The 24,013-nt window shown below is 59.8% G+C and carries 18 protein-coding genes; 11 read left to right on the top strand and 7 right to left on the bottom strand.

Features of this window, described 5'->3' with window-relative positions; translation table 11 throughout:
* Nucleotides 1-36 precede the first annotated feature (36 nt).
* The 3 genes from BN77_RS08435 (at nt 37) to BN77_RS08445 (ending at nt 3,921) form a co-directional block, all read left to right on the top strand.
* The gene (locus BN77_RS08435; RefSeq protein ID WP_040676919.1) at nt 37-1,977 is read left to right on the top strand and encodes a DUF2207 domain-containing protein; all 1,941 of its coding nucleotides are present in this window, start codon (nt 37-39) and stop codon (nt 1,975-1,977) included.
* A gap of 104 nt (nt 1,978-2,081) precedes the next feature.
* On the top strand, nt 2,082-3,353 hold the full coding sequence (purD, locus tag BN77_RS08440; protein ID WP_007530515.1) for a phosphoribosylamine--glycine ligase: 1,272 nt from the start codon (nt 2,082-2,084) through the stop codon (nt 3,351-3,353).
* A gap of 103 nt (nt 3,354-3,456) precedes the next feature.
* Nucleotides 3,457-3,921: a plant virulence effector HPE1-like domain-containing protein gene (locus tag BN77_RS08445; protein WP_007530518.1), complete on the top strand. Its 465-nt coding sequence runs from the start codon at nt 3,457-3,459 to the stop codon at nt 3,919-3,921.
* Nucleotides 3,922-4,026: 105 nt separating this feature from the next.
* Here BN77_RS08445 and BN77_RS08450 read toward each other — a convergent pair whose 3' ends face one another.
* Together BN77_RS08450 and BN77_RS08455 are read right to left on the bottom strand one after the other, a co-directional pair.
* The gene (locus BN77_RS08450) at nt 4,027-4,260 is read right to left on the bottom strand and encodes a hypothetical protein (RefSeq protein WP_007530520.1); all 234 of its coding nucleotides are present in this window, start codon (nt 4,258-4,260) and stop codon (nt 4,027-4,029) included.
* A 98-nt stretch (nt 4,261-4,358) separates the two neighbouring features.
* Nucleotides 4,359-5,894, bottom strand: coding sequence for a winged helix-turn-helix domain-containing protein (locus BN77_RS08455; RefSeq protein WP_007530522.1), 1,536 nt, complete (start codon nt 5,892-5,894; stop codon nt 4,359-4,361).
* A 334-nt stretch (nt 5,895-6,228) separates the two neighbouring features.
* On the opposite strand from BN77_RS08455, the gene BN77_RS08460 reads away from it, so the two are divergent.
* A complete protein-coding gene (locus BN77_RS08460) occupies nt 6,229-8,046 on the top strand; it encodes a methyl-accepting chemotaxis protein (protein WP_040677653.1) in 1,818 nt (605 codons plus the stop codon).
* A 75-nt stretch (nt 8,047-8,121) separates the two neighbouring features.
* Here BN77_RS08460 and BN77_RS08465 read toward each other — a convergent pair whose 3' ends face one another.
* A complete protein-coding gene (locus BN77_RS08465; protein ID WP_007530526.1) occupies nt 8,122-8,628 on the bottom strand; it encodes a 2-thiouracil desulfurase family protein in 507 nt (168 codons plus the stop codon).
* Between the two features lie 92 nt (nt 8,629-8,720).
* Between BN77_RS08465 and BN77_RS08470 the strand changes: the two genes are divergently transcribed.
* The gene (locus tag BN77_RS08470; RefSeq protein WP_007530528.1) at nt 8,721-9,161 is read left to right on the top strand and encodes a YqaA family protein; all 441 of its coding nucleotides are present in this window, start codon (nt 8,721-8,723) and stop codon (nt 9,159-9,161) included.
* Between the two features lie 113 nt (nt 9,162-9,274).
* On the opposite strand, the gene glyS is transcribed toward BN77_RS08470, so the two are convergent.
* A complete protein-coding gene (gene glyS, locus BN77_RS08475; protein ID WP_007530530.1) occupies nt 9,275-11,503 on the bottom strand; it encodes a glycine--tRNA ligase subunit beta in 2,229 nt (742 codons plus the stop codon).
* A gap of 205 nt (nt 11,504-11,708) precedes the next feature.
* Here glyS and BN77_RS08480 point away from each other — a divergent pair, with 205 nt between their 5' ends.
* The 5 genes from BN77_RS08480 (at nt 11,709) to ubiA (ending at nt 17,838) form a co-directional block, all read left to right on the top strand.
* Nucleotides 11,709-14,018, top strand: a complete 2,310-nt coding sequence (locus BN77_RS08480) for a Tex family protein (RefSeq protein WP_007530533.1) — start codon at nt 11,709-11,711, stop codon at nt 14,016-14,018.
* Nucleotides 14,019-14,154: 136 nt separating this feature from the next.
* A complete protein-coding gene (locus tag BN77_RS08485) occupies nt 14,155-15,414 on the top strand; it encodes a cyclopropane fatty acid synthase (protein WP_040676921.1) in 1,260 nt (419 codons plus the stop codon).
* A 55-nt stretch (nt 15,415-15,469) separates the two neighbouring features.
* Nucleotides 15,470-16,051 carry a histidine phosphatase family protein gene (locus tag BN77_RS08490; RefSeq protein WP_007530537.1) on the top strand — a complete coding sequence of 194 codons (582 nt, stop codon included), beginning with the start codon at nt 15,470-15,472 and terminating at the stop codon, nt 16,049-16,051.
* Between the two features lie 68 nt (nt 16,052-16,119).
* Nucleotides 16,120-16,839, top strand: a complete 720-nt coding sequence (locus BN77_RS08495) for a hypothetical protein (protein WP_007530539.1) — start codon at nt 16,120-16,122, stop codon at nt 16,837-16,839.
* Nucleotides 16,840-16,878: 39 nt separating this feature from the next.
* Nucleotides 16,879-17,838 carry a 4-hydroxybenzoate octaprenyltransferase gene (ubiA, locus tag BN77_RS08500; RefSeq protein WP_007530541.1) on the top strand — a complete coding sequence of 320 codons (960 nt, stop codon included), beginning with the start codon at nt 16,879-16,881 and terminating at the stop codon, nt 17,836-17,838.
* A gap of 77 nt (nt 17,839-17,915) precedes the next feature.
* Here ubiA and BN77_RS08505 read toward each other — a convergent pair whose 3' ends face one another.
* The gene (locus BN77_RS08505) at nt 17,916-18,482 is read right to left on the bottom strand and encodes a DUF6101 family protein (RefSeq protein WP_007530543.1); all 567 of its coding nucleotides are present in this window, start codon (nt 18,480-18,482) and stop codon (nt 17,916-17,918) included.
* Between the two features lie 299 nt (nt 18,483-18,781).
* Here BN77_RS08505 and BN77_RS08510 point away from each other — a divergent pair, with 299 nt between their 5' ends.
* Nucleotides 18,782-21,496 (top strand): DUF1217 domain-containing protein, encoded by a 2,715-nt coding sequence (locus BN77_RS08510; protein WP_007530546.1) that lies wholly within the window; start codon nt 18,782-18,784, stop codon nt 21,494-21,496.
* A 15-nt stretch (nt 21,497-21,511) separates the two neighbouring features.
* On the opposite strand, the gene BN77_RS08515 is transcribed toward BN77_RS08510, so the two are convergent.
* Together BN77_RS08515 and BN77_RS08520 are read right to left on the bottom strand one after the other, a co-directional pair.
* On the bottom strand, nt 21,512-22,939 hold the full coding sequence (locus BN77_RS08515; RefSeq protein ID WP_007530548.1) for an FAD-binding oxidoreductase: 1,428 nt from the start codon (nt 22,937-22,939) through the stop codon (nt 21,512-21,514).
* A 20-nt stretch (nt 22,940-22,959) separates the two neighbouring features.
* Entirely contained in the window at nt 22,960-23,934 is a 975-nt protein-coding gene (locus BN77_RS08520) for an L-threonylcarbamoyladenylate synthase (RefSeq protein ID WP_007530551.1), read from the bottom strand.
* Nucleotides 23,935-24,013 lie beyond the last annotated feature (79 nt).

Below are 24,013 nucleotides of genomic sequence, written 5' to 3' on the forward strand. Positions count from 1 at the left end.
TATCTGATGCGGCCGGCGCCGCAGGCGAGGGGTTTGATGAACCGACGGCTTTTCGGCCTTTGCTTCGTTCTGTTTCTGATGCTTGCGGCGCATGGCGCCATCGCTGCGGAGGTAATCAACGCCTTCGCGTCAAACATCGTTCTTGAGAAGAGCGGCGCGATGACGGTGACGGAGACGGTCTCCGTCAATGCCGAAGGCAAACGCATCCGTCACGGCATCTTCCGCGATTTTCCGCTGACCTACAGGGATGAGAAAGGCCGCCTGCGGCGGGTTGATTTCGACGTCATCTCAGTCAAGCGCGATGGCCGCGACGAGCCCTGGCATACTGAGTCCAAGAGCGGCGGCATTCGCATCTATGCCGGTTCGGAAGACGTCACTGTCAGCTATGGCCGCTCCGAATACGTCTTCACCTACCGTACCAACCGGCAGATCCGCTACTTCGACGATCACGACGAGCTCTACTGGAATGTTACCGGAAACGGCTGGATCTTCCCGATCCTGACGGCGACGGCGACAGTGAACCTACCGGATGGGGCCAACGCGATCGACGCGGCCTTCTTCACCGGCCCGCAGGGTGCGACGGACAGGAATGCAAAGGTTTCCGGCGGCGACAGTCGGCTGCTGTTTTCGACGACCCGGGCGCTCAATGCAGGCGAAGGCCTGACGATAGCCGTCAAGATGCCGAAGGGTTCGATCGATCCGCCGAGCCCCGACAACGAGCGGCGCTGGTGGCTGAGCGACAACCGCGATTACTTTCTCGGCTTTGGCGGGCTTATTCTCGTCTTCCTCTACTATACGCGCTCCTGGTTGAAGGTCGGCCGTGATCCTGCCCGCGGTGTGCTGGTGCCGCGCTGGGATCCACCGGACGGCATCTCGCCGGCGCTGGTGAACTACATCGACAATCGCGGCTTCTCCGGCCAAGGCTGGACGGCGCTCTCGGCCACGGCCCTCAATCTTGCGGTGCGCGGTTATGTCGTGCTGGAGGATCTCAAGAATTCGATCATCATCCGTCGCACCGACAAGCTGGTCGGGAAGGAAAGGCTGGAAGCGGGGGAAGCCAGCCTGCTCAACGCAGTTGGAGCCAAGGGCTCGCTGACGATCGATCAGTCGAACGGAACGCGGGTCAAGTCGGTCGGCGACAGCTTCCGCACAGCCATCGAGCGCGAGCATCGCGGCAAGTACTACAATGCCAATGCCGGCTACACGACCGGTGGCATCGCGCTCAGCGCCGCATCATTGATGGCGCTCTTTGTTTTCGGAACGCTTGAACCGGATGCCATCGCCCTGATGATCATTCCTGTTGTCGTCATCGTCTTCATCTCAATCTTCGTCGCGGGCTTCGCCAATTCGATTCGCCCCGGCAGGTCGCTCGGCGCAAAGATCATGTCCGTGATCGCGATTGCAATTGCCGCCTTCGTCGGCTTCAGCATTGTGTCGTCGTTGGCGTTGGCGCTGTTCTCCTCGCTGGTCGAATTGCATGAGACGCCGATGCTGTTTGCGATCGGCGGCATCATCCTGCTGAACCTGCTCTACGTCTTCATCATGGGGGCGCCGACCCCGCTCGGGGCTAAGCTGATGGATGGCATCGACGGTCTGCGCCAGTACATGATGCTGGCCGAGAAGGACCGCATGAACATGGCGGGCGCCCCTCAGATGTCGCCCCAGCATTTCGAGAAGCTGTTGCCTTACGCGGTGGCGCTCGGCGTTGAAAAGCCCTGGTCGCGCGCCTTCGAGACATGGCTTGCCGCAGCGGCGGCGGGGGCTGCTGCTGCTTATGCTCCTTCGTGGTATTCCGGCAATTTCGGGAGCGGCAACTTCTCCGATCGCATTGGCGGCTTTTCCTCCTCGATGGCCTCGACGATCGCGTCCACCATTCCGGCGCCACCGTCCAGTTCGTCCTCCGGTTTTTCAGGCGGCGGCTCGTCTGGTGGCTTCTCCGGGGGCGGTGGTGGTGGTGGCGGCGGCGGCGGCTGGTAAGGCTTTGGGCTCAAGCATTCTTGCTTGACCCGGGCGAGCATTCGCGCTTGACCTTTCGGCGCTCTCCCCTTAACCGCCAGACGGAAACGTGAAAGGGAACAGGCATGAAGGTTCTGTTGATCGGATCGGGCGGACGCGAGCACGCATTGGCCTGGAAGCTAGCGCAATCGCCACTCATGACGGAATTTTATGCCGCGCCCGGTAATCCGGGCATTGCCGAGCATGCGACCCTGGTTGCCCTCAATGTCGACGACCATGATGCCGTCGTTGCCCTCTGCAAGGACAAAGCGATCGACCTCGTCGTCGTCGGTCCGGAAGCACCGCTCGTCGCTGGCATCGCCGACAAGCTACGCACGGCTGGCTTTGCCGTCTTCGGCCCATCGTCATCCGCGGCTCAGCTCGAGGGGTCGAAGGGCTTCACCAAGGATATCTGTGCCCGCTACGCCATTCCGACCGGCGCCTACCAGCGCTTCAATAACGCGCCGAAGGCCAAAGCCTATATCCGCCAGCAGGGCGCCCCGATTGTCGTCAAGGCCGATGGCCTTGCTGCCGGCAAGGGTGTGACCGTTGCCTCGACCGTCGACGAAGCGCTCGCTGCCGTCGATGATTGCTTCGAGGGTGCCTTCGGTGCTGCCGGTGCCGAGGTTGTCATCGAAGCCTATCTCGATGGCGAGGAAGCGAGCTTCTTCTGTCTCTGCGATGGCAAGCATGTCCTGCCGCTCGCAACAGCCCAGGATCACAAGCGGGTGGGCGAGGGCGACACCGGCCCCAACACCGGCGGCATGGGCGCCTATTCGCCGGCGCCCGTCATGACGGCTGAGATGGTCGAGCGCACGATGAAGGAAATCATCGAACCGACCATGCGCGGCATGGCCGAAAGCGGCTATCCTTTCTCCGGCGTCTTCTTCGCCGGGCTGATGATCACCGCCAAGGGCCCCGAGCTCATCGAATACAATGTCCGCTTCGGCGATCCCGAATGCCAGGTGCTGATGATGCGGCTGAAAAGCGATCTCCTGCCGCTCCTCTTTGCCACGGCCAATGGCACACTTGACGAGGTGGCTGCAGAATGGACTGATGATCCGGCCCTGACTGTCGTCATGGCATCGAAGGGATATCCGGGCTCCTACGACAAGAACACACTGATCCGCCATTTGCCGGAAGCGGGCGAGGGCGCCAAGGTGTTTCATGCCGGTACAGCCCTGAAGGATGGAGCGCTGGTTGCGACCGGCGGCCGCGTGCTGAACGTCACTGCGACGGGCAAGACAGTCGGCGAGGCGCAGACGCGTGCCTATGCGCTGCTCGACAAGGTCGATTGGGACAACGGCTTCTGCCGCCGAGACATCGGCTGGCGCGCCGTCGAACGCGAAAAAGCGTGAGCAAACCCGAAATCGGGTCAGTTCTCTAAATTTTTACCCTTTCCCCTGACGGGATGGAAACAAAGCCGCGCTAGTCTCTTCTCAACGTGAGACGGAGTGTTCCATGCGTCGGCTTATTTGGGGTGCGATAGCTGTTTTTGCGGCAGGATCTGCCTTTGCCTCGTCGATCGAGGTGGTCGGCAAGGACGCGCGTACCAATGGCGAGAGCATCACCCTGGAAAGCTGCAAAAGCTGCCCGCCACTTGAAACCGTCGAGCGCAAGAAGGACTACACCGTACCGACGCTGGCGCCTGGCTCGCTGCAGTCTTCGGAAATTCGCGACGTCAACGGTGAGAAGAAGCTATATCGCACCGAAGGCTGGATGGGTGGCTCGCCCATCGTTTTCGTTACCAAGGCTCCGGCTGCGTCCATGACGGCTGTGACACAGCCGGCCGACAACATCGACCGGACATCGACGACGGCTGCTGTCATCAGCGGTGACGTCAAGCCGAAAGCCGCGGGCGTGGCGGCCGTGGTGACGGAACAAACGTCGCCGCTCGACGTTTCCAAGTTTGAGCTTCGGCCCTGATTTCAAGTTCCCTGCCCCAGCCCGACCAAAGTTTGGTCGACCGGGGTCCACCCCCGAGGTGGATAAAATGCGTCCCTGAGAGAAGCAGGGGCGCATTTTTCGTTTTTAATGCGCCTTGCCGAAAGGGGTGCTTCCGAACGTCGGTGCAAGCAGACGCGCAAGTGTGCGCAACCCAATCAAAACATCCAACCAACGCAGATGGCCTCTGGTCTCCTCTGCCTCTGCCACAGCGGCTGCTTCTGCTTTGCTTTCGACAGCCATCTGGCCGGGAACTGGCTCAGGCGAAGAGGCGTAGATGCGTCCCTGGTCGAAGGAAAGGATGGTCAGCGTCGTAATCATGGCCGTCTCCAACTTGCGGTTTGCTGGGAGGCAGTCTCTGCCGGTTGAGGCCTTCCGGTCCTGAAATGCTCAGGGAAAAGTTCCGAAACGATCCGAAACTAGCGCTCGGGCATACCCGCTAACCTCAACCCATCGAGAAGAGCAGCAATCCGATCCGGATATTTGCCAGGTTGACCGGCGCGGATGCGCTCGAGGGTTATATCAGGCGTCAGTCGTCTTAACGCCGCAAGGTGGCGATGGGCTTCCTCCATGCGCCCGAGATGCGCGCTCGCAGCAATGAGCACCCATAGTGTTGGCTCGAAATTCGGATTGCTGGCCAGCGCTCTCGAAGCCCAGGCCACCGCCAGCTCGTATTCTCCGAGGATCACGTGGGCATGTGCGATCCCGCAATGTGAGAAATGTGCGCCGCGCTCACCGGGGGTCAGTCGATTGGCTCTGTGGAAGTGACTGAGCGCGTCGCTGACATTACCGCAATGAAGATGCCCTAGGCCCGCCCGGACGACGGCCATCGGATTGTTAGGATTGGATTCGGCGGCTGCCTGCAGAACTGCGGGACCCCAATCGTAGTCCTTAACCGTCTGCATCAAGGCGACACCGCAATGGGCCATGACCATGGCATCGCCGGCACCGTGCTCCAGCGCTTTGCGCGCCAGTGCGCCACACGCTTCCACATCGTCATCCGTGAGTGCCGGCCAACCCATCGTGTAACGATGCTCCAGCGCCCATGCGGCATGGGCAAGCAACTGCGCATTGTCAGGCTCGATGGCCAGCCCCTGCATAAGCAGCGCATAGGCGGCCGCGTTGTCACTTTCGATTTCGGTCGAGATCTTCGCCAATGCCTGCAGGTAGATGTCGTAGGTGGCGATGCTTCCGGGCCGTTCCCGCCGTGATCGCTCGATCTCGGCGGTCTGGATCAATGGTTCGATCAGTGTCGCCACGCGCTCGGTGATGCGATCCTGGAAATCGAATATCTCGTCAAAAGTGCCATCGAAGGTCTGCGCCCACATATGCGTGCCGCTTTGAGCCTTGACAAGCTCGGCCACGATGCGCAACCGGTTACCCGATTGCCGGATGCTGCCTTCGAGCACGTAGGTGACCCCGAGTTCCGCTGCGATCTTGCGGACATCAATTGCGCTGCCCTTGTAGGCAAAAGAGCAGTCCCGCGCGACGACAGCAAAGCTTCGGAACCGGCTCAATGCCGCGATGATATCGTCGACGATCCCGTCGGCAAAATAGTCCTGCCTTGGATCGCCGCTGAGATTGCTAAACGGGAGGACCGCCAGCGCCGGCCGCAGTTCTGGGGGCGGCGCAGAGGGTTTCCTTTCCGTTATCGTCCGGACGAAACGGTAGCCGACGCGCGGCACTGTAGCGATCCATTCCTGCCCATCGGGCGCAGGGCCAAGCACCTTCCGCAGTGCCGCGACCTGAACGGTCAGGTTGCTCTCCTCAACGACAACTCCGGGCCAGACGCGCGCCATCAGCGCATCCTTGGAAACAATGTTTCCACGGGCTTCAAGCAACGCTTCTAGAAGAGCGATACCGCGCTGGCCGAGCGCGACGGCACGCCCGTTCCGCAGCAGGCCGCAACCGGGATCGAGAACAAATTCTCCGAAAGCATGCGACGTCTCAATCATGCAGAAAGTATAACGCAAGCGCTAAAGTCGGAAAGCCGTCCGGCATACCTTGCCGCTGACTGCAAGAAATGCGCTGGCTCGGCAATTGTTGGTTCCTTCACTCCAACTTCAACGATGAGGGGCATTGTTCTGTTTGTGTTTGTTCAAAACTTCCCGATTTCATCATCACAGGAACATCTAGAGACAGGTTAAGCATTCCTTAGAATAAACTGGCCAGTTTTAGCGCAGACCGGTAGCCGCATGTCAATTTCGCAGCAAGAGGGGCCAATCAGCCCTCGTATACGCGGTAGGAAACCGCGCCGGATATCCCAACCGAGCTCTGTTGCGAGGCATGATGAAGAATTTGAAGATTTCCAGACAGCTTATTTTGCTGGTCGTTGGCCTGATGGTGGCGTTTGCGATCGGAACCACCATCCAGGTTCGATCCTCGGTCAATGCCATCTATAAGGAACGCTACGATATGCTGCGTTCTGAGGTGCAGTCCGCAGTCTCCATTCTAAAGCAGTACCAGGCGAAGGCGACCGCCGGCGCAATGACCCAGGAAGAGGCCCAGAGGCAGGCCTACGCTACGCTCAGCGCAATGAAATACGATCCCGATGGTTACTTCTTCGGTTATAGCTACGACATCCAGATGATGTTCCACTATGACAGCTCGAAGGTTGGCCAGTTCAACAAGGGGCAGCCGGACAGCAAAGGCAAGCTCTATCGCGAAGAACTCGTCAAGGTTGGGCAGCAGGGCGGTGGTCTCGTTGAGTACTACTCCACAGTGAAGCCTGGCCAGGCGGCGGGAGATTATCGCAAGACGGCATACGCGTTGGCCTTCGACCCCTGGAAGATCGTCGTCGTCACCGGCGTCTACATGGATGATCTCGATGCACAGGTCCAGGCGACGATCTGGAAGGCGATTTCGGCCGGTATTGTCGTGCTGCTGCTCGGGACCGCCGCCGCCGTCTACGTCGTCCGTAGCATCTCCGCGCCTTTGACCCGAATTCACGATGCATTGCGCTCTGTGGCCAATGAAGATGTCACGGTCGTCATCCCGCACACCGACATGGACAACGAAGTCGGCATGATGGCCAAGGCGACGCAGTCTCTGCAGCAGCAGGTCAAGGAGCGTCACGCCATGTCCGAGCGCGAGGCAGCCCAGCAGATGGCCCTCGACGGCGAGCGCGAAAACAGCCTGCGTCTGCAGCACGAGGAAGCGATTGCCCAGAACCACGTCGTCTCGACCATCGGCCAGGCGCTCGAGCAGATCGCACTAGGCGACCTGACGGTCCGTTGCGCCGATCTCGGCCAGAAGTACGCTGCCCTTCGCGACAACTTCAACGATGCCCTGTCGCATCTCGAGGCTGCAATGGCCAAAGTCAGTGCCAAGGGCGGGGACATCGCCGTCAGCAAGGAAGAGATCCGCCGCGCCTCCAACGATCTTTCGCAGCGCACCGAGCGCCAGGCTGCAAGCCTGGAAGAAACCTCCGCAGCCCTCGATGAGCTGACCGTTGCTGTCCGCCAGACCGCCGAAGGCGCCCATGAGGCCAGCAAGCGCGTTCATGCCGTCAGCGGGGAGGCGAGCCGCAGCGACGCGGTTGTCTCACAAGCGATCGACGCGATGAGCGGTATAGAAAAGTCGTCTGCCGAGATCGGCAAGATCATCGGCGTCATCGACGAGATCGCGTTTCAGACGAACCTGCTAGCGCTGAACGCCGGCGTCGAAGCTGCGCGTGCCGGCGAATCCGGTAAGGGCTTCGCGGTTGTTGCTCAAGAAGTTCGCGAACTGGCACAGCGTTCGGCTGCCGCTGCCAAGGAGATCAAGGACCAGATCGCCCGCTCGTCCGGTCAGGTCGATCAGGGCGTTCGTCTGGTGGGCGAAGCCGGTGAGGCGCTGAAGCGCATCTCGGATCAGATCAAGGCCGCCAATGAGATCGTTGCCAAGATCGCCCACAGCGCCTCCGAACAAGACACCACGCTGCGCTCGATCTCGTCCTCGATGAACCAGCTCGACGCCGCGACCCAGCAGAATGCTGCTATGGCCGAGGAAACAACCGCTTCGGCCGAGTCGCTCGCCAATGATACGGATGAGCTCCTCAACCTCATTCGCGGTTTCCGTGTTGGCGGCGGCCACGACGACACGGGACAGGTTCGCCGCGCTGCTTGAGGTCAGGCATCAAACGAGAAAACGGCCGTCGGAGCGATCCGGCGGCCGTTTCCCATTGAGGGATGTGGTGCTCTGTCAGCCGATCGCCTCTTCCTTGTCGGCCGCAATCCGGGCGATAAGCGCCTCGATATCGCGATCAGAGTAGACGGCGATACCGGACTGCTTGAGAAGCGCGGCCGTCACGCCATTCCCTACGAGCTTCCGCCCGGAGAACGTGCCGTCATAGACAAAGCCCGGGCCGCAGGAAGGACTGCCGTCGATAAGCAGCGCATAGCGGCAGCCGGTTTCGGTGGCGAGCGCGAGGGCGTTCAAGGCCGCCTGCGTGAATTCTTCTGTCACATCGCCGCCGCTGATTTGAACGACGCGGGCATTGCCAGCCAGCACATCGTCGCCAGTTGCCCCGCCTTCGATTTCCGCGGGCGGGCGTGGCACCGGCATTCCTGCAGACATCTCGGGACAGATCGTCACCAGCCTGCGTTCCTCAATCCAGCGAGCGATCGCAGGATGAGCGAGCGCCTTCGACTGGCCGTCATAACGGACGGCATGGTCCATGAGGCAGGCGCTGACAAGAATCTTCTTCATCGCTTTGGCATAGCCGCAAGGACGTGATAGTTCCAGTCCGCCATTGGATGTGCTGAAGGGAAACAGGGTGCGGCGAAGCATTGGCGTTGGCCATGACTGATCTTGCGGTCTATGCCGGCCTTTTCCTTGTGGCGTTTGCGGCAGCCACGATTTTCCCGATGCAGTCGGAAGCCGGCCTCGTCGCCCTCATTGTGACGAAGCAATATCCGATCTTCGTCCTGGTAGCAGTGGCGACAACAGGCAACGTCCTCGGCTCGACCGTCAACTGGCTGCTAGGCATCGGCATCGAACGATATCGCCACAAACGCTGGTTTCCCGCCAGCCAGCCTGCACTCGACAAGGCGCAGCGATGGTATCGCCGCCATGGCAAGTGGTCGTTGCTCTTAAGCTGGATGCCAGTCATTGGCGACCCGATTACCATTGTCGCTGGCGTGCTGCGCGAGCCGTTTCCGACGTTCCTGTTGATGGTGACGATCGCCAAGGCGGCGCGTTATGCGGTCCTTTCAGCCGCAACCCTCGGCATCATGAGCTGACCGGGGGCAAAATTCCATCCTTGAATCAAGATCTGAACAAGAATGGAATTCTGTAAACAATCTCGGCTGATAAGGCGCCATCTGCATATCAAGCCGAGGCGCGGCGCCTTACCTCAGCCGGAGATCTTGGAGAAGTCGGCGACCGTACCTGTCGCCTCGCGGATCAGACGCAGGAGCGCCAGACGGTTGGCACGAATGGCAGCGTCCTCGTCGTTGACCAGCACGTCGTCGAAGAAGCGGTCAACAGGCGCGCGCAGTCTGGAGAGTGCTTCCATCGCTGAGCGGAAGTCTTCCTTGTCGACGGCCTCCGAAGACTCGGCTGAGGCCTTGTTGATCGCGGCCAAGAGCTCTCTTTCGGCAGCGAGCCGGAACAGATTCTCCGAAATGCCGTCAGCGATGACGGTGCCCTTCTTCTCCTCGGCAGCCAGGATCTGCGTGGCACGCTTGGTACCAACCAGCAGATTTTTGCCGTCTTCCGAGGTGATGAAGGCAGTCAGCGCCTCGACGCGACGGGCAATCATCAGGAGGTCGTCAGCTTCGGGTGTAACTACGGCATCGATCAGATCGTAACGCGCGCCCTGATCACGCAGATAGACCTTCAGGCGGTCATGGAAGAAAGAAAGGAGGTCGAGTTCGCGTGACGATTCGCTTTCGACAGCACCGAGTGAGACGAGGTCGTCCCCGTTTTGGAGCTCTGTGTTTGAGGCTTTCTTCACGCCAAGGTCGCTATCAATCCGCGCGATATGTGACGCAATTGGTGTCAGCAGCGGGATGCGGACCTTGCGCTCGAGCAAGATGCGGATAACGCCTAGTGCTGCGCGGCGAAGCGCGAAGGGATCCTTCGAGCCTGTCGGCTTCTCGTCGATGGCCCAGAAACCCGTCAGCGTGTCGAGCTTGTCGGCAAGTGCGACAGCGATCGCAACCTTGTCCTCCGGAACGCGGTCGGTCGGACCCATCGGCTTCCAGTGGTCCTCAATCGCTGCGGCGACCGAAGGATCCTCGCCCTGGAGCGCCGCATAGCGACGGCCCATCAGGCCTTGGAGTTCCGGAAACTCGCCGACGGCCTCAGTGCGAAGATCTGCCTTGGCAAGCACCGCCGCCCTGTCGACCAGCTTGTAGTCAGCGCCAATCTGCATCACGAGCTTGGCCGCCAATGCGCGGATGCGTTCTACGCGGGCGCCTTGTGTGCCGAGCTTGGCATGGAACGTCACATCAAGCGCATCGAGCTTCGCCATGCGCTGGTCGAGCGGCTTCTTGAGGTCAAGGTTGAACTTTGCGGCCGAAGCCTGCAGCGTCTCCAGATCCGGAAGATCGCCCTGGTCGCGCTTCCAGAAGTGTAGCGCGTCCGACAGGCGCGCACGCACGACCTTGCCATTGCCGTGGATGATCTCCTTACCGCCGTCGCTCGCCTGGATGTTCGAGACGAGGATGAACTTGTTGGACAAGGTGTCGCCGCCGACCGGGCGCGTCACAAAACACTTCTGGTTTGTCTTGATCGTCAGGCGAATGATCTCCGCCGGAATAGAGAGGTAATCGTCCTCGAAGCTGCCCATCAGCACCTGAGGCAATTCGACGAGGCCGGAGACTTCTTCGAGCAGGCCTTCGTCCTCGACCAGCTCCAGGCCGTTCGCAAAGGCGATGTCACGGGCATCGTGGAGGATGATGTCCTTGCGGCGTTCGCCGTCGAGAATCACCTGGGCCCTTTCGAGGCTCGCGACGTAGTCGTCGAAGCGCTTGACTGTGATGGCACCGGGCGCGTGGAAACGATGGCCATAGGTCACGTTGGAGGCGACGATGCCGTCGATGGAGAATGGGATGACGACCGTCTCTTCATGCTCTGTTCCGAACGTGCAAACGACCGACTGCAGCGGGCGGACCCAGCGCAGCGAACCCGGCTGTGCGGAGGCCGCACCCCAGCGCATCGGCTTCGGCCAGGGGAAATCGCGGATGATGCCCGGCATGACATCGCTGATGATCTCTTCGGCGGCCCGGCCCGGTCTGGAGATGATGGCGATGTAGAAATCGCCCTTCTTCGGGTCGCTCTGGATCTGCGCCTCAGAAACGGAGGACAGACCGGCACCACGCAGGAAGCCCTCGATCGCCTTCTCGTTGGCGTCGGTGCGGGGGCCCTTCCTTTCTTCGCGCACGTCGGCGGAACGCGCCGTCAGGCCGCGAATATCGAGCGTCAGCCGACGTGGCGTCCAGTATTCGCGCGCACCCTCGTAGGAAAGTCCTGCCTCGACAAGCGCATCAGTCACGAGCTTCTTCAGGTCGCCCGCAGCCTTGCGCTGCAGACGGGCCGGGATCTCTTCGGAGCGGAGTTCTAGGAGCAGATCTGGCATGTCACTTTCCTTGCCTTCTCTGGGGAAGGCGCCACGAAGGCGGGGCTAAAAACGGTCGCCTCTGCTAGCAAAGAATGCCGCATCTGCACAACCGCAAAAAACGGCTCCCAGCCGTGCTATGTTGCTGTGGATTGGGTCATCGGGCATTGCCTTGTCGTTTTTCGTCGCTATGGTCCCGCAACTTTTGTGAAACGCAGGAATTCTCATGGCCGCTGACCTCCGCTCGCTCGCCGCTGTCATCTCCTCCGAAATAAACGCCCGACCCGACCAAGCAAAGGCGGCGATCGAGCTGCTGGACGAGGGGGCGACCGTGCCCTTCATCGCCCGCTACCGCAAGGAAGTGACAGGCGGTCTGGACGATGGGCAGCTGCGCACACTGGCCGAACGGCTGGTCTATCTGCGCGAACTCGAAGCGCGCCGGAATACGATCGTCGAGTCCATCACCGGCCAGGGCAAGATGACGGACGAGCTGATGGTGAAAATTTCCAAGGCCGAGACTAAGGCCGAGCTCGAAGATCTTTATCTCCCCTACAAGCCGAAGCGTCGCACCCGCGCTGAGATCGCTCGCGAACGTGGTCTTGGGCCGCTGGCAGAGACCATCCTCGCGGATCGCTCGAAGGAGCCGGCGACCTTGGCGGAAAGTTACATCACCGTCGATGTGCCCGACGTGAAGACGGCGCTTGAAGGTGCACGCGATATCGTGGCTGAAGGCATCTCGGAAAATGCCGACCTCCTCGGCAAGCTGCGCGCCCATATGCGCAGCGCAGCTCTGCTGAAGGCCAAGGTGGTCGACGGCAAGCAGGCAGCGGGCGAGAAGTTCTCCGACTATTTCGATCATTCCGAGCGCTGGGCAACCGCGCCCGGCCATCGCGCGCTGGCTATGCTGCGTGGCTGGAATGAAGAAGTGCTGACATTGACCATCGAGGCCGATGCCGAGACCGCCTCTCCGAACAAGCCGGTCGAGCGCATGATCGCCGCCGCCTATGAGATCGGCGCGAGCCGTCCCGGCGACCGTTGGCTGATGGAGGTCGCAAGCTGGACCTGGCGTGTCAAGCTCTCCGTGTCGTTGTCGCTCGACCTGATGCGCGAGCTTCGAGAACGCGCCGAAGAGGAGGCGATCCATGTGTTCGCCCGTAACCTCAAGGATCTGTTGCTTGCAGCGCCGGCCGGTTCACGACCGACGATGGGGCTTGACCCGGGCATCCGCACTGGCGTCAAGGTCGCGATCACCGATGCGACCGGCAAGTTGGTTGCGACCTCTACCGTCTATCCCTTCCAGCCGCGAAACGACGTGCGCGGCGCGCAGGTCGAGCTTGCATCGCTGATCCGCAAGCACAATGTCGAACTGATCTCGATCGGCAACGGCACCGGCAGCCGCGAGACCGAAAAGCTCGTCGCCGACATGCTCGCCGAATTGCCCGCGCCGAAGCCGACTAAGGTGATCGTCTCGGAAGCCGGGGCGTCGGTCTATTCCGCCTCGGAGACCGCCGCCCTCGAGTTCCCCAATCTTGACGTCTCTCTTCGCGGTGCCGTTTCCATCGCGCGCCGCCTGCAGGATCCGCTAGCAGAGCTCGTGAAGATCGAGCCGAAATCGATCGGCGTCGGGCAGTATCAGCACGATGTCGATCAGCAGAAGCTTTCGCGCTCGCTCGACGCGGTCGTCGAAGACGCGGTGAATGCAGTAGGTGTCGATCTCAACACCGCCTCGGCGCCGCTGCTCTCGCGCGTCTCCGGCCTGGGCGCCTCGATCGCCGATGCGATCGTCAAGCATCGTGACAGCGAAGGCCGCTTTGAAACCCGCCGCGATTTGTTGAAGGTTGCCCGCCTCGGCCAGCGGACCTTCGAGCAATGCGCCGGCTTCCTGCGCATTCGCGATGGAAAGGAGCCGCTCGACGCTTCCTCGGTTCACCCCGAAGCCTATGGTGTCGCCAAGAAGATTGTCGCCGCCTGTGGTCGCGACCTGCGTTCGCTGATGGGTGACAGCGCGGCGTTGAAGGCCGTCGATCCGCGTCAGTTCATCGATGAAAAATTCGGCTTGCCGACGGTGAAGGACATTCTAGCCGAGTTGGAAAAGCCCGGCCGCGACCCGCGCCCCAGCTTCAAGACTGCGACCTTCGCCGAGGGCGTTCATGAAATCTCGGATCTCAAGCCAGGCATGATGCTGGAGGGCACGGTCACGAATGTTGCTGCCTTTGGGGCTTTTGTCGACATAGGCGTCCATCAGGACGGATTGGTTCATGTTTCCCAGCTCGCCGATCGCTTCGTCAAAGATCCTCATGAAGTTGTGAAAGCAGGTGACGTCGTCAAGGTTCGCGTTGTGGAGGTCGATGCCAGGCGCAAACGCATCGGTCTGTCGATGCGAAAGGACGACGGTTCGCAGCCTTCGGCGCCGCGTGGCGAGTCGCGCGGAAACCAGCCGGTGCGCGGCCAAAAAGACCCCAGCAAAGGTCCTTTAAAACCGGAGAGCCAAGGTGCTTTTGGAGCAGCATTGGCCGAGGCCATGAAGCGAAAATAAGAGCTTAGCAGTCGCGATTTGCAAAAATGTCACACTTCGGCGGCCATGTCGCCGGGGTGCGAATTATGGCGCTTGTAAGGCGGATGAGAGATACTAAGTTGATCGGACGATCCTGTCACATTGCGAGGCCTAACTTATGGCGTCGGCTTTCTTATCGATTGTCAAAAAAATCGTCCGTACGGGTAATTTGAAACTCACTCTCGCCAATGGCGAAACGCATATGGTTGGAGACGGCAGCGGTGAACTGGTTGCCGTCCGCGTTGCCGACGAGGAAGCGGAAAGACTGATCCGCCGCGACCCGACCCTCAAACTCGGCGAAATGTACATGGACGGCCGGTTCATTCTCGAACAGGGCAACATCTACGATTTTCTGGCGATGGTGAAACAAAACACCACCAACGAGATCTTCGATATCCCGATGGCCGCCCTTCTGATCGGTCGCATTGCCCTTCAGCAGCTGAAAAGCCGCCTTCCGGTCAATCGCAACAAGCGCAACGTCGCTCACCACTACGACCTGTCGGAACGTCTGTTCGAGCTGTTCCTCGACGAAGACTGGCAATACTCCTGTGCCTATTACAACCCACCGGGCATTAGTCTGGAGGAGGCGCAGGTCGCCAAGAAGCGGCACATCGCTGCGAAGCTGCTTTTGCAGCCGAACCAGCGCGTTCTTGAAATCGGCTCCGGCTGGGGTGGCATGGGGATGTACCTAGCTGAAGCGACCCCCGGCCTCGATCTAACGGGCATCACGCTCAGTGAGGAGCAGCTGAAAATCTCGCGGCAGCGTTCAAAAATGCGCGGTTTGACCGATCGCGTCCGCTTCGAGCTGCAGGATTACCGGACGATGACCGGTCAGAAGTTCGATCGTATTGTATCGGTCGGCATGTTCGAGCATGTTGGCATTGGCAATTTCGACAAGTTCTTCAAGAAGGTGCACGAACTCCTGGCTGATGACGGCGTCATGGTCCTGCATTCAATCGCTCGACCGAAACCAAGTTTTGCGACCAACGCCTTCATCGAGAAGTACATCTTCCCCCAAGGCTACATTCCCTCTATCGGCGAAACGTTGCCGCCGATTGAGAGGGCCGGTTTGTTGATCCGGGATGTCGAAGTCCTGCCGCTGCATTATGCCTATACGCTCCGTCACTGGCGCGAGCGTTTTGTGGCGAACAAAGCCGCGGCTGTCGCGCTCTATGACGAACGCTTCTTCCGCATGTGGGAATTCTATCTGGCCGGCTCGGAAATGGGGTTCCGCTGGGACGAACTCTTCATCATGCAGATCCAGATTTCGAAGAACCAGTATTCGACGCCTGATAATCGCAACTACATTGCTGCGGCGGAGACGAAGCTGAAAGAGTTCGAGGCGACGCGCGCGCCGCTCGAAAAGGTTATACTCTGATCAGCCGGGAAGGTGCGGCAGAAACCGTGCCTTCCTTATCGAGAGGGGTCGACACATGAGCAATGAATTTCCCGAGATTTATCTCGTGCGCCACGGCGAAACCGAGTGGAGCCTGTCCGGCCGGCACACCGGCCGCAGCGACATTCCTTTGACCGAAAACGGTGAGGCGGCGGCGCGCCGCGTCGGTCCGCGTCTCGCGGGCAAGAGTTTCGACGCCATATGGTCTAGCCCGTCGCAGCGCGCCCGCAACACCTGTGAACTCTCCGGCTTCGGTGCCGGCGCGGTGATCAAGGACGCCCTGGCCGAATGGGACTACGGCGCCTATGAAGGCATCACCTCCAAGGAAATACATGCGAGTCGACCTGGCTGGCAGCTATTTCGTGATGGCTGTCCGAACGGTGAGATGGCAGTCGATGTCGGTGCACGGGCAGATCGGATCATATCGGAGCTTCGGCAGGCAAATGCCCCGATCCTGATCTTCTCCAGCTCTCATTTTCTGCGCGTCCTGGGTGCCCGCTGGCTCGGCCTGCCACCGACGGACGGCGCGCGCTTCATCTTGGACACGACGAGCATCAGCGTTCTCGGCTACGAGCACGATGTGACAGAGCCAGTCATCCGACGGTGGAATGGAATTTAAACTGCGACTTTGACGAGTGGCTCCGACTCAGATTGAGTGCGTGGCAAGACGCACGGCCGGAGGGCGGGATGCTACGCGAGACTTTCAGCATTATCGGCAAAAACCGGTCCATGTATGTGGTTGTCGTCGTGGGTACTATCGCCCTTTCCCTATTCGACGAACTCTCGGGCAAAACGACCTCCAGTGGAGCAACGAGCTTTGTGTGGAGCTATGTCTCGATGTGTGTTCAAGGGGCGGTTATTTACGACGCCCCGTTTGCCGAGGTCGGAAGGCGCGCGGGCTTCGCACGAACATTTCCTTACTTTCTCAAGACGCTGGCCCTTCTCATCGCAGCGCTCGTCATATCGCTGCCCCTATTCATGTTTTTGCCCTCGGAGTTGGGTGTGTCTCCGAGCGTGTTGATCTTGGCTTTCGCTCTGTTGGTCGCCTATGCACTGGTACTGTCACTTTTGGGAACTTGGCCGACCTCGAGCATCACCGGCCGCGGGACCTCCCTTGTGGATGCTCTCCGGCGTGGCGCAGTTCGATTTTTCCCAACGTCTGGCCGGCTCGTTGCGGGGATGGTTCTACCTGCGATTTTGTCGATGCTGCTCGTCGTGGTTGCGTCTCAGTTCGAGGCCTCGCCATTGCTCTTGGTCGATGGAAAACCAAATATCGTCATGTTCGCGATCTCGGCTGCCGCCGCATTTCTTCAGGCGCTCGGCGTGAGCTATGCTGCGATTGTCCTTGCCTGCGACTACATTTCCAGCGAGCAAGGTGCTCCGGAGTTTGATGCTGCGGCTGCATGACGGCTTGACCCGCGCCTTGCCCGATCGCTAGATGGCGGCATGCAACAGATCGGTGGAATAAACGGGCGCGTTGCGGACGCGCCTTCGAACAACTGGGTTTACCGGATCCTGCCTCACTGGCTCTGGCCTTATGCGCAGCTTGCGCGCTGGGATCGGCCGATCGGCTGGCAGCTACTGATGTGGCCCTGCTTCTGGTCGGCGGCGATGGCCGCCAATGCGGCCGTCCCTCTCGGGCGGTTCTCCGGCACCCAGTTGATGTTCCATCTTGTGCTCTATTTCATTGGTTCTGTCGCGATGCGCGGGGCAGGGTGCACTTATAACGATCTCGTCGACCACAGGATTGACATGGAAGTTGCGCGCACTCGCTCGCGGCCGTTGCCATCCGGTCGGGTGACGCGAACGCAGGCCAAGGTGTTCATCGCCCTGCAGGCGCTGGTTGGGCTGCTGGTCGTTCTGCAGCTGAACTGGTTCTCGGTCATCCTCGGTATCGTTTCACTTGCCATAGTGGCGCTTTATCCTTTTGCCAAGCGCTTCACGGATTGGCCACAATTCTTCCTCGGCCTCGCCTTCTCCTGGGGCGCGTTGATGGGGTGGGCGGCGATCTTCGGCAGCCTTTCGCTTGCCCCGGTTCTCCTCTACGTCGCCTCTGTAGTCTGGACGATCGGTTACGACACTATCTACGCCCATCAGGATAAGGAAGACGACGAGCTGATCGGTGTTCGTTCCACCGCGCGGCTTTTCGGCGACAAGACGAAACAGTGGCTCGTAGGCCTCTATGGCCTGACGCTCGTGCTTGCCTTCTGCGCCTTCGTGGTCGCCGGGGTCGGCTTGTTCGCCTATCTCGGCCTGCTCGTTGCTGCCGGTATGTTTGCGTGGCAAATCGTAACGCTGGATATCAACGACGGCCATCAATGCCTGGCCCTGTTCAAGTCGAACAATCGCGTCGGCCTGATTATCTTCCTCGGCCTTTTCTTGTCGCTGCTCGTCATCTTGCCTTAGAGCCCAGATCAGATACGGGAGACAAAAACGAAAAACCCGGCACGGTGGCCGGGTTTTGTTCCTGACTGGTCGGACACTCAGCTGCGAGCGATGATTTCCTTGCCCTCGATCTTCATGGCGACGCCGAGCTTGCCGGTCGTGCGGCGCACGAGGAAGCGCGGGCGGCGATTGGCGAAGTAGGAATGGCGGCGCCGTGGCTTCAATGCGCTGGTACGCAGGTCGCCGAGATGCTCTTCCAGCGCACGTGCAACGCCATCGGCCTCGACCATCAGCATCGGAATGCGGAAGGCTTCCGACCAGCTGCGCCAGTCGGCGGCAATATCCGCCAGGTCGTGAGCGACCAGCAGCGGTACGCAGAGCTCGGGGTCTTCGTGGTGAAGTTCGAGCGTCACGGTGACTTCGCCGTCGCCATGGTCGATGGCGCGGGCGGCAACGCCCTTGAAGGCGCGTTTGGGAAGTGCGATCGAAAGCGGCAGCCCGCTTGAGGGAAGAACCTTGCGCAGGATGGCGCCACGTTCGTCGATCGTTATGCTGACGTCACTTGTGGAGTCATGGATGGCGTAGCTGACCTGCTGGGGAAAGCGAGACGGATCGAGACGCAGTGTCGTTCCAGCCCATACGGGCTTCATAACGGTGTTGTTCATGTTCATTCTACCCTTGTCTTACCTGAGAGCCGGTTTCCGGTCTTCTCCTCGGGGCTTTTCGCCCTCTATGGCTCGACAATAGGCGCCGCCTGTTCGAGACAGCTTAAAAATCGCGGTTAAGAAAACTTTGCCTCCCTGGATGGTTATCAAAACCGAAGCCGGCAAGGTTTCCGGAGGGTGAACGGGTGGTGTGCCATATTGCAACGCGGCACGGGTAAGTCTCGGGTAAGCTTTTTATAGCAAAATGACCCAAAACCAATCTGTCGTACTTTGAAGATTTTGCCGGAAAAGGGCGCATTATGATCTCTGCTTCGATGGCCTATAACATGCTGACGGGCAATATGAAGCAGAGCCTGGATCGAGTTGCCTCCCAAGCAACGGTCAAGCGCGATGCTGAGTATTACAAGGACAATATCAACAAAGTCAAAGATGTAGATGATTTCCTCGGAAACTATCGGCTCTACAGCTATGCTATGACGTCCTATGGCCTGGACGACATGACATATGCCAAGGCGTTCATGAAGAAGGTGTTGGAAAGCGATCTGACAGACCCGAACAGCTTCGCCAACAAGCTCACCGATACCCGCTACAAGGAGTTCGCTGCGGCGTTCAATTTCAATTCCCCCGCTGCGGACGCCCAGAGCGATGCACAGGAAGACGATCTGATTGGTCTCTACACTCAATCCTTTGCGGACGAGAATAAGACGGCGGCCAGTGAGACGAGCTATTACAGCAAAGCCATCGATACAGTGCAAAACGTCTCGGATCTGGTTGGGAATAGCCGTGCCCGGGCCTATGTGCTGAAAGCCTACGGCATTGATCCGACCTACGTGTCGAAGGATTTCCTGACGCAGGTCCTGACGAGCGACGTCAACGACCCGAACAGCTTCGTGAACGTCAACGGCAACGACAAGTACAGAGCACTCGCTGCACAGTTCAGTTTCAATGCGGATGGCACGGTGAACGGCGCGGCCCAAACGGCCGCGCAGAAAAGCACCGTCATGGAACAGTACAACCTGACAGTCCCGTCGACAGTGACGCAAGCGGCAGCCGACTATAACAAGGCTTACTACCTGTCCAAGATCGGAACGATCACGAATGTCAGCGACCTTGTAGGCGACAGCAGGCTGGCGTCTTATGTCAGAACAGCTTTCAGCATGGGTGACCTCAGCAATGCCGCCCTGAAGCTGGTGCTTACCGACGCCAACTACGCGAATACATTGGGCTATGGCGACGCCCACAGCGCGTTCAACTTTAATTCGGACGGAACGATCGATTCCGCCGCCGCCTCGTACACCGCACAAACGTCCGAGCAGATGGGCGCGATGGCCGGCATGGCGTCCGCGGCGTCGAGCTACTATCAGTCCAAGATCGTAACGGTTACCAATGTCGACGATCTGATCGCCGACCCAAAGCTGACGCGCTACATCAAGAACGCCTACGCCCTCCCGCAAACCCTGAGCGACGCCGATTTGAAGAGTGTGCTCACGGATTCGACCTATGCTGCGGCGCTTGGCTACGACAATGTTCATGCGGCCTTCAATTTCCTCGCCGACGGGACAGTCTCCGGCGCCGGTGCGCAGAGCACTGCCGAGGCTCGATCGACGAGCTCCGCCGCAAGGGCAAATCTTGACTATTTTCAAAACAAGATCGGGTCTATCTCCAACGTCGATCAACTGATCGCGGATCCAAAGCTGACGAGCCTTATCAAGGCGGCCTATCAGATACCCGCCGATATCAGTGATGCGGCTCTCAAGAGCATTTTGACCGATCCGAGCTTTGCCTCCACCCAGGGCTTCAGCAATGTCAATGCGGCGTTCAGCTTCGCCTCCGATGGATCGGCAACAGCGGCCTCTGGCCCGCAAAGCAGCGAGCAATTGCTGTTAACCACCCAGAACTACAATGCACGCTATGATGACGTTCAAAAAGATGAAATCGACAAGGCCGTCGCCAATTACAAGGATCGGATGAGCGACGACAACATCAAGAAGGTGGACGATTTCCTCCGTTCCAATGCTGCGGCAGATCTGAACAAGAAGAACGACGATCTGCCTGATCCCTATCAGATGGCGCTGCGCGCCTATGGGCTCACGGAACAGGACGTGCCGCGATCGACGATGCGAAAGTTGTTGAAGAGCGACCCCTACGATCCGAACGGCTACGTCGCCTCGTTCAAGGATGACCGCATTACCAATCTCGTCCGGGCCTTCAATTTTGGGAGTGACGGCAAGATCACGTCGGAGCTACAGGCCCTGCCGGCCGCCGTCATGGCCAAATACGCAACGGAGTATAAGTCACGCGCAACGATGGGCATGGCAGACGGGTCTCTCAAGGACAAGGCCGCAAAGGATGCGACGACCGCCGTCAAGGATTTCGCCAAGGGCATGGCCGAGGTGAAGTCACTTGACGACTTTCTGAAGAACGACAAGCTGACCAGCTTCGTGCTGAAAGCGAACGGTCTCGATCCCAAGAAATACGACAAGGCAACCCTTAAGAAGATCTTCACGTCGGACCCGTCCGATTCGAAGAGCTACTTGAACACCAAGGCAGACGCAAAGTTCAAGGAAATCGTCGCCGACTTCAACTTCGATAGCAAGGGCGAGCTGACGCGCGCCAAGATCGGGGCCATCCAGAATACCGGCGCGGAAGACCGCACCAAGCAGAACTATCTTCAGCAAACGCTCGAAACACAACAGGGCGAAAGCAATGATGGGGTTCGTCTTGCCCTCTATTTTTCCCGTAAGGCGCCTGACATTACCTCTCTCTACAGCATCCTCGGCGACAAGGCCTTGTTCCAGGTGATTACGACAACGTTCAGCCTGCCGAGCGGCATATCGAGCATGGACGTCAACAAGCAGGTCGATCTCTTGAAGAAGTTCGTCAATCTCGACGATCTCCAGGATTCAAAGAAGGTCGACAAGTTGTTGAAGCGGTTTACTGCCATGTACGATCTGAAGAACAACACCAGCAGCTCGCCCGCAATGACGATTTTGACTGGCGGCAAGTCGAGCTGACGATCTCGAATATTTCTAGTCGACGCTGATGACTTTGCCAGGGTTCATGATGCCGCCCGGGTCGAAGGCCTGCTTGATCCTGCGCATCAGGTCAATTTCGATCGCCGGACGGATCGAGGCCAATTCATCGCGCTTCAGCTGACCGATCCCATGCTCGGCGGAGATCGATCCGCCATGCGCCAGCACGAAGCCATGGACGATCTGGTTCATCTCTCGCCAGCGCGCCAAAAAGGCCTGCTTGTCGGCGCCGACCGGCTGGGAAATGTTGTAGTGAATATTGCCGTCGCCCATGTGGCCGAATGCGCAGATGCGGGCGCCGGGCATGGCGCCCATGACGGCTTCGCCGGCTTCGTGGATGAAAGCCGGGATCGCCGAAACCGGCACCGAAACGTCGTGCTTGATCGATCCGCCTTCCGGCTTTTGAGCGTCCGACATGCTCTCGCGCATGTGCCAGAGCGCCGTCTGCTGCGCGACCGAGGAGGCGATCGCCGCGTCCTGAACCAACCCGGCTTCGAAGCCTTGTTCGAGCAGGGCCGTCATCATCCGCTCCGCGGTTTCGGCTGAGTCGGATGTGGAAATATCGACCAGGACGTACCAGGGATGTGCCGATTCCAGAGGATCGCGTACGCCCTCGATATTGCGAGCGGTAATCTCGACGCCGAAGCGCGGCATGAGCTCGAAGCCGGTCAGCGAGGTACCGCAACGGCTGGACGCCAGATTGAAGAACGCAAGCGCATCCTCGACCGAGCCGAGGCCCGCGAACGCGACCTGCTTTCCAAGCGGCTGCGGAAAGAGCTTCAGCACCGCGCCGGTGATGATGCCGAGCGTGCCTTCTGCGCCGATGAACAGGTCGCGCAGGTCATATCCCGAATTGTCCTTCTTCAGGCGACGCAGGCCATTCCAGATTTCGCCGGTCGGCAGCACCACTTCGAGACCGAGGCAGAGCTGGCGCATGTTGCCATAGGCAAGCACGGCGGTACCGCCGGCGTTCGTCGAGAGATTGCCGCCGATCCGGCAAGAACCTTCGGAGCCAAGCGATAACGGGAACAGCCTGCCATGCGCCTCTGCTGCCTTCTGCACATCCAGGAGAATCGCGCCGCCGTCGGCAACCAAGACATTGGCGACCGGATCGACGTCGCGCACCTTGTTCATGCGTTCGAGCGAAATGAGAATGTCGGACTTGCCCTCCCGTGGTGTCTGGCCTCCTACGAGACCGGTATTGCCTGTTTGCGGCACGACTGCTGTCCCGGTCTCGGTCGCGAGCTTCAGGATCGCCGACACTTCTTCGACCGACCCGGGCTTCAGGAGGAGAGGCGAGGAGCCGTGGTAAAGGCCGCGGTTTTCGACCAGATGGGGCGCGAGATCCGCTTCGCTCGAAAGCGCATGCTTCTCGCCGACGATAGCGGCGAAACGGTCGAGAAGTTCAGGGGCAAGGCTGCTCATCGAAACATGGTCCTTCTTGCTTACTCGCGTGGAGCTGCGGCGCGGCGGAGCCGATCGTTGATTGCCTCGCCAAGGCCCTCGTCGGGAATGGTTGAAAAGGCGATCGTCTTGGCACCGCTGGCATCGGCTCTCTTCATATAGTCGAAGAGGTTCGCCGCTGCTTCCGCAAGGTCCCCGTCGTGGCTGAGATTGAGGACGATCCTGGCGTCATCAGTACCGGTGATTGCGGTCTTGCCAAAGGCAATCAACGCCTCGTCGGCACCGACATACGTAGCGTCCAGCCGGACGGCTGCACCGGGCGCGTAGTGAGACGCCAACATCCCCGGCGCCTCGATAGCTGCGGAAGCCTTCTTCGATCTTAGAAGCTTTTGCCCCGCCACGCGCTCAATCTCAGTTGCCGGCAAGCCACCTGGCCGTAGGAGCTTCAGCTTGCCGTCCTCCACCTTCACGATCGTGGACTCGACTCCGACGGTGCTTGCACCGGCATCGAGGATCAGTCTGATGCGCTCGCCAAGATCAGCATCGACATGGTCGGCGCTGGTCGCGCTGATCTTGCCTGACGTGTTGGCGCTGGGTGCCGCAAGCGGCCGCCCGAAGGCGCGAATCAGTTCGCCCGCAAAACCCTGCGGAACGCGGATACCGACTGTGTCGAGACCTGCCGTCGCCAGCGAGTGAATGGTACTCCCCTGCTTCAGCGGCAGCACGAGTGTCAGCGGGCCGGGCCAAAAGGCTTCGGCCAGCGCGCGCGAAATGGGGTCGAACTCCGCGTGCTTCTCAGCCATGGGGAGATCGGCCATATGGCAGATCAGCGGATTGAACCGGGGGCGGCCCTTTGTCTCGTAAATGTGAGTGATCGCAATCGGGTTGGTCGCATCGGCGGCGAGCCCGTAGACGGTTTCCGTCGGGATCGCGATCGGGAAGCCTTCGCCAAGCACTGTGCAACCGGCTTCAACAGCCTGCTGCCTGTCCTTCGTGATGTCGATTGATCGTGCCATGCGCTGCCCGGATTGCTGTCCGGCAGTCCTTATGCCTTCCCGGCGATTGGATCAATATCAGAGCGGATTGACGACGCAA

Source organism: Rhizobium mesoamericanum STM3625 (assembly GCF_000312665.1).
Taxonomy (GTDB): Bacteria; Pseudomonadota; Alphaproteobacteria; order Rhizobiales; family Rhizobiaceae; genus Rhizobium; species Rhizobium mesoamericanum.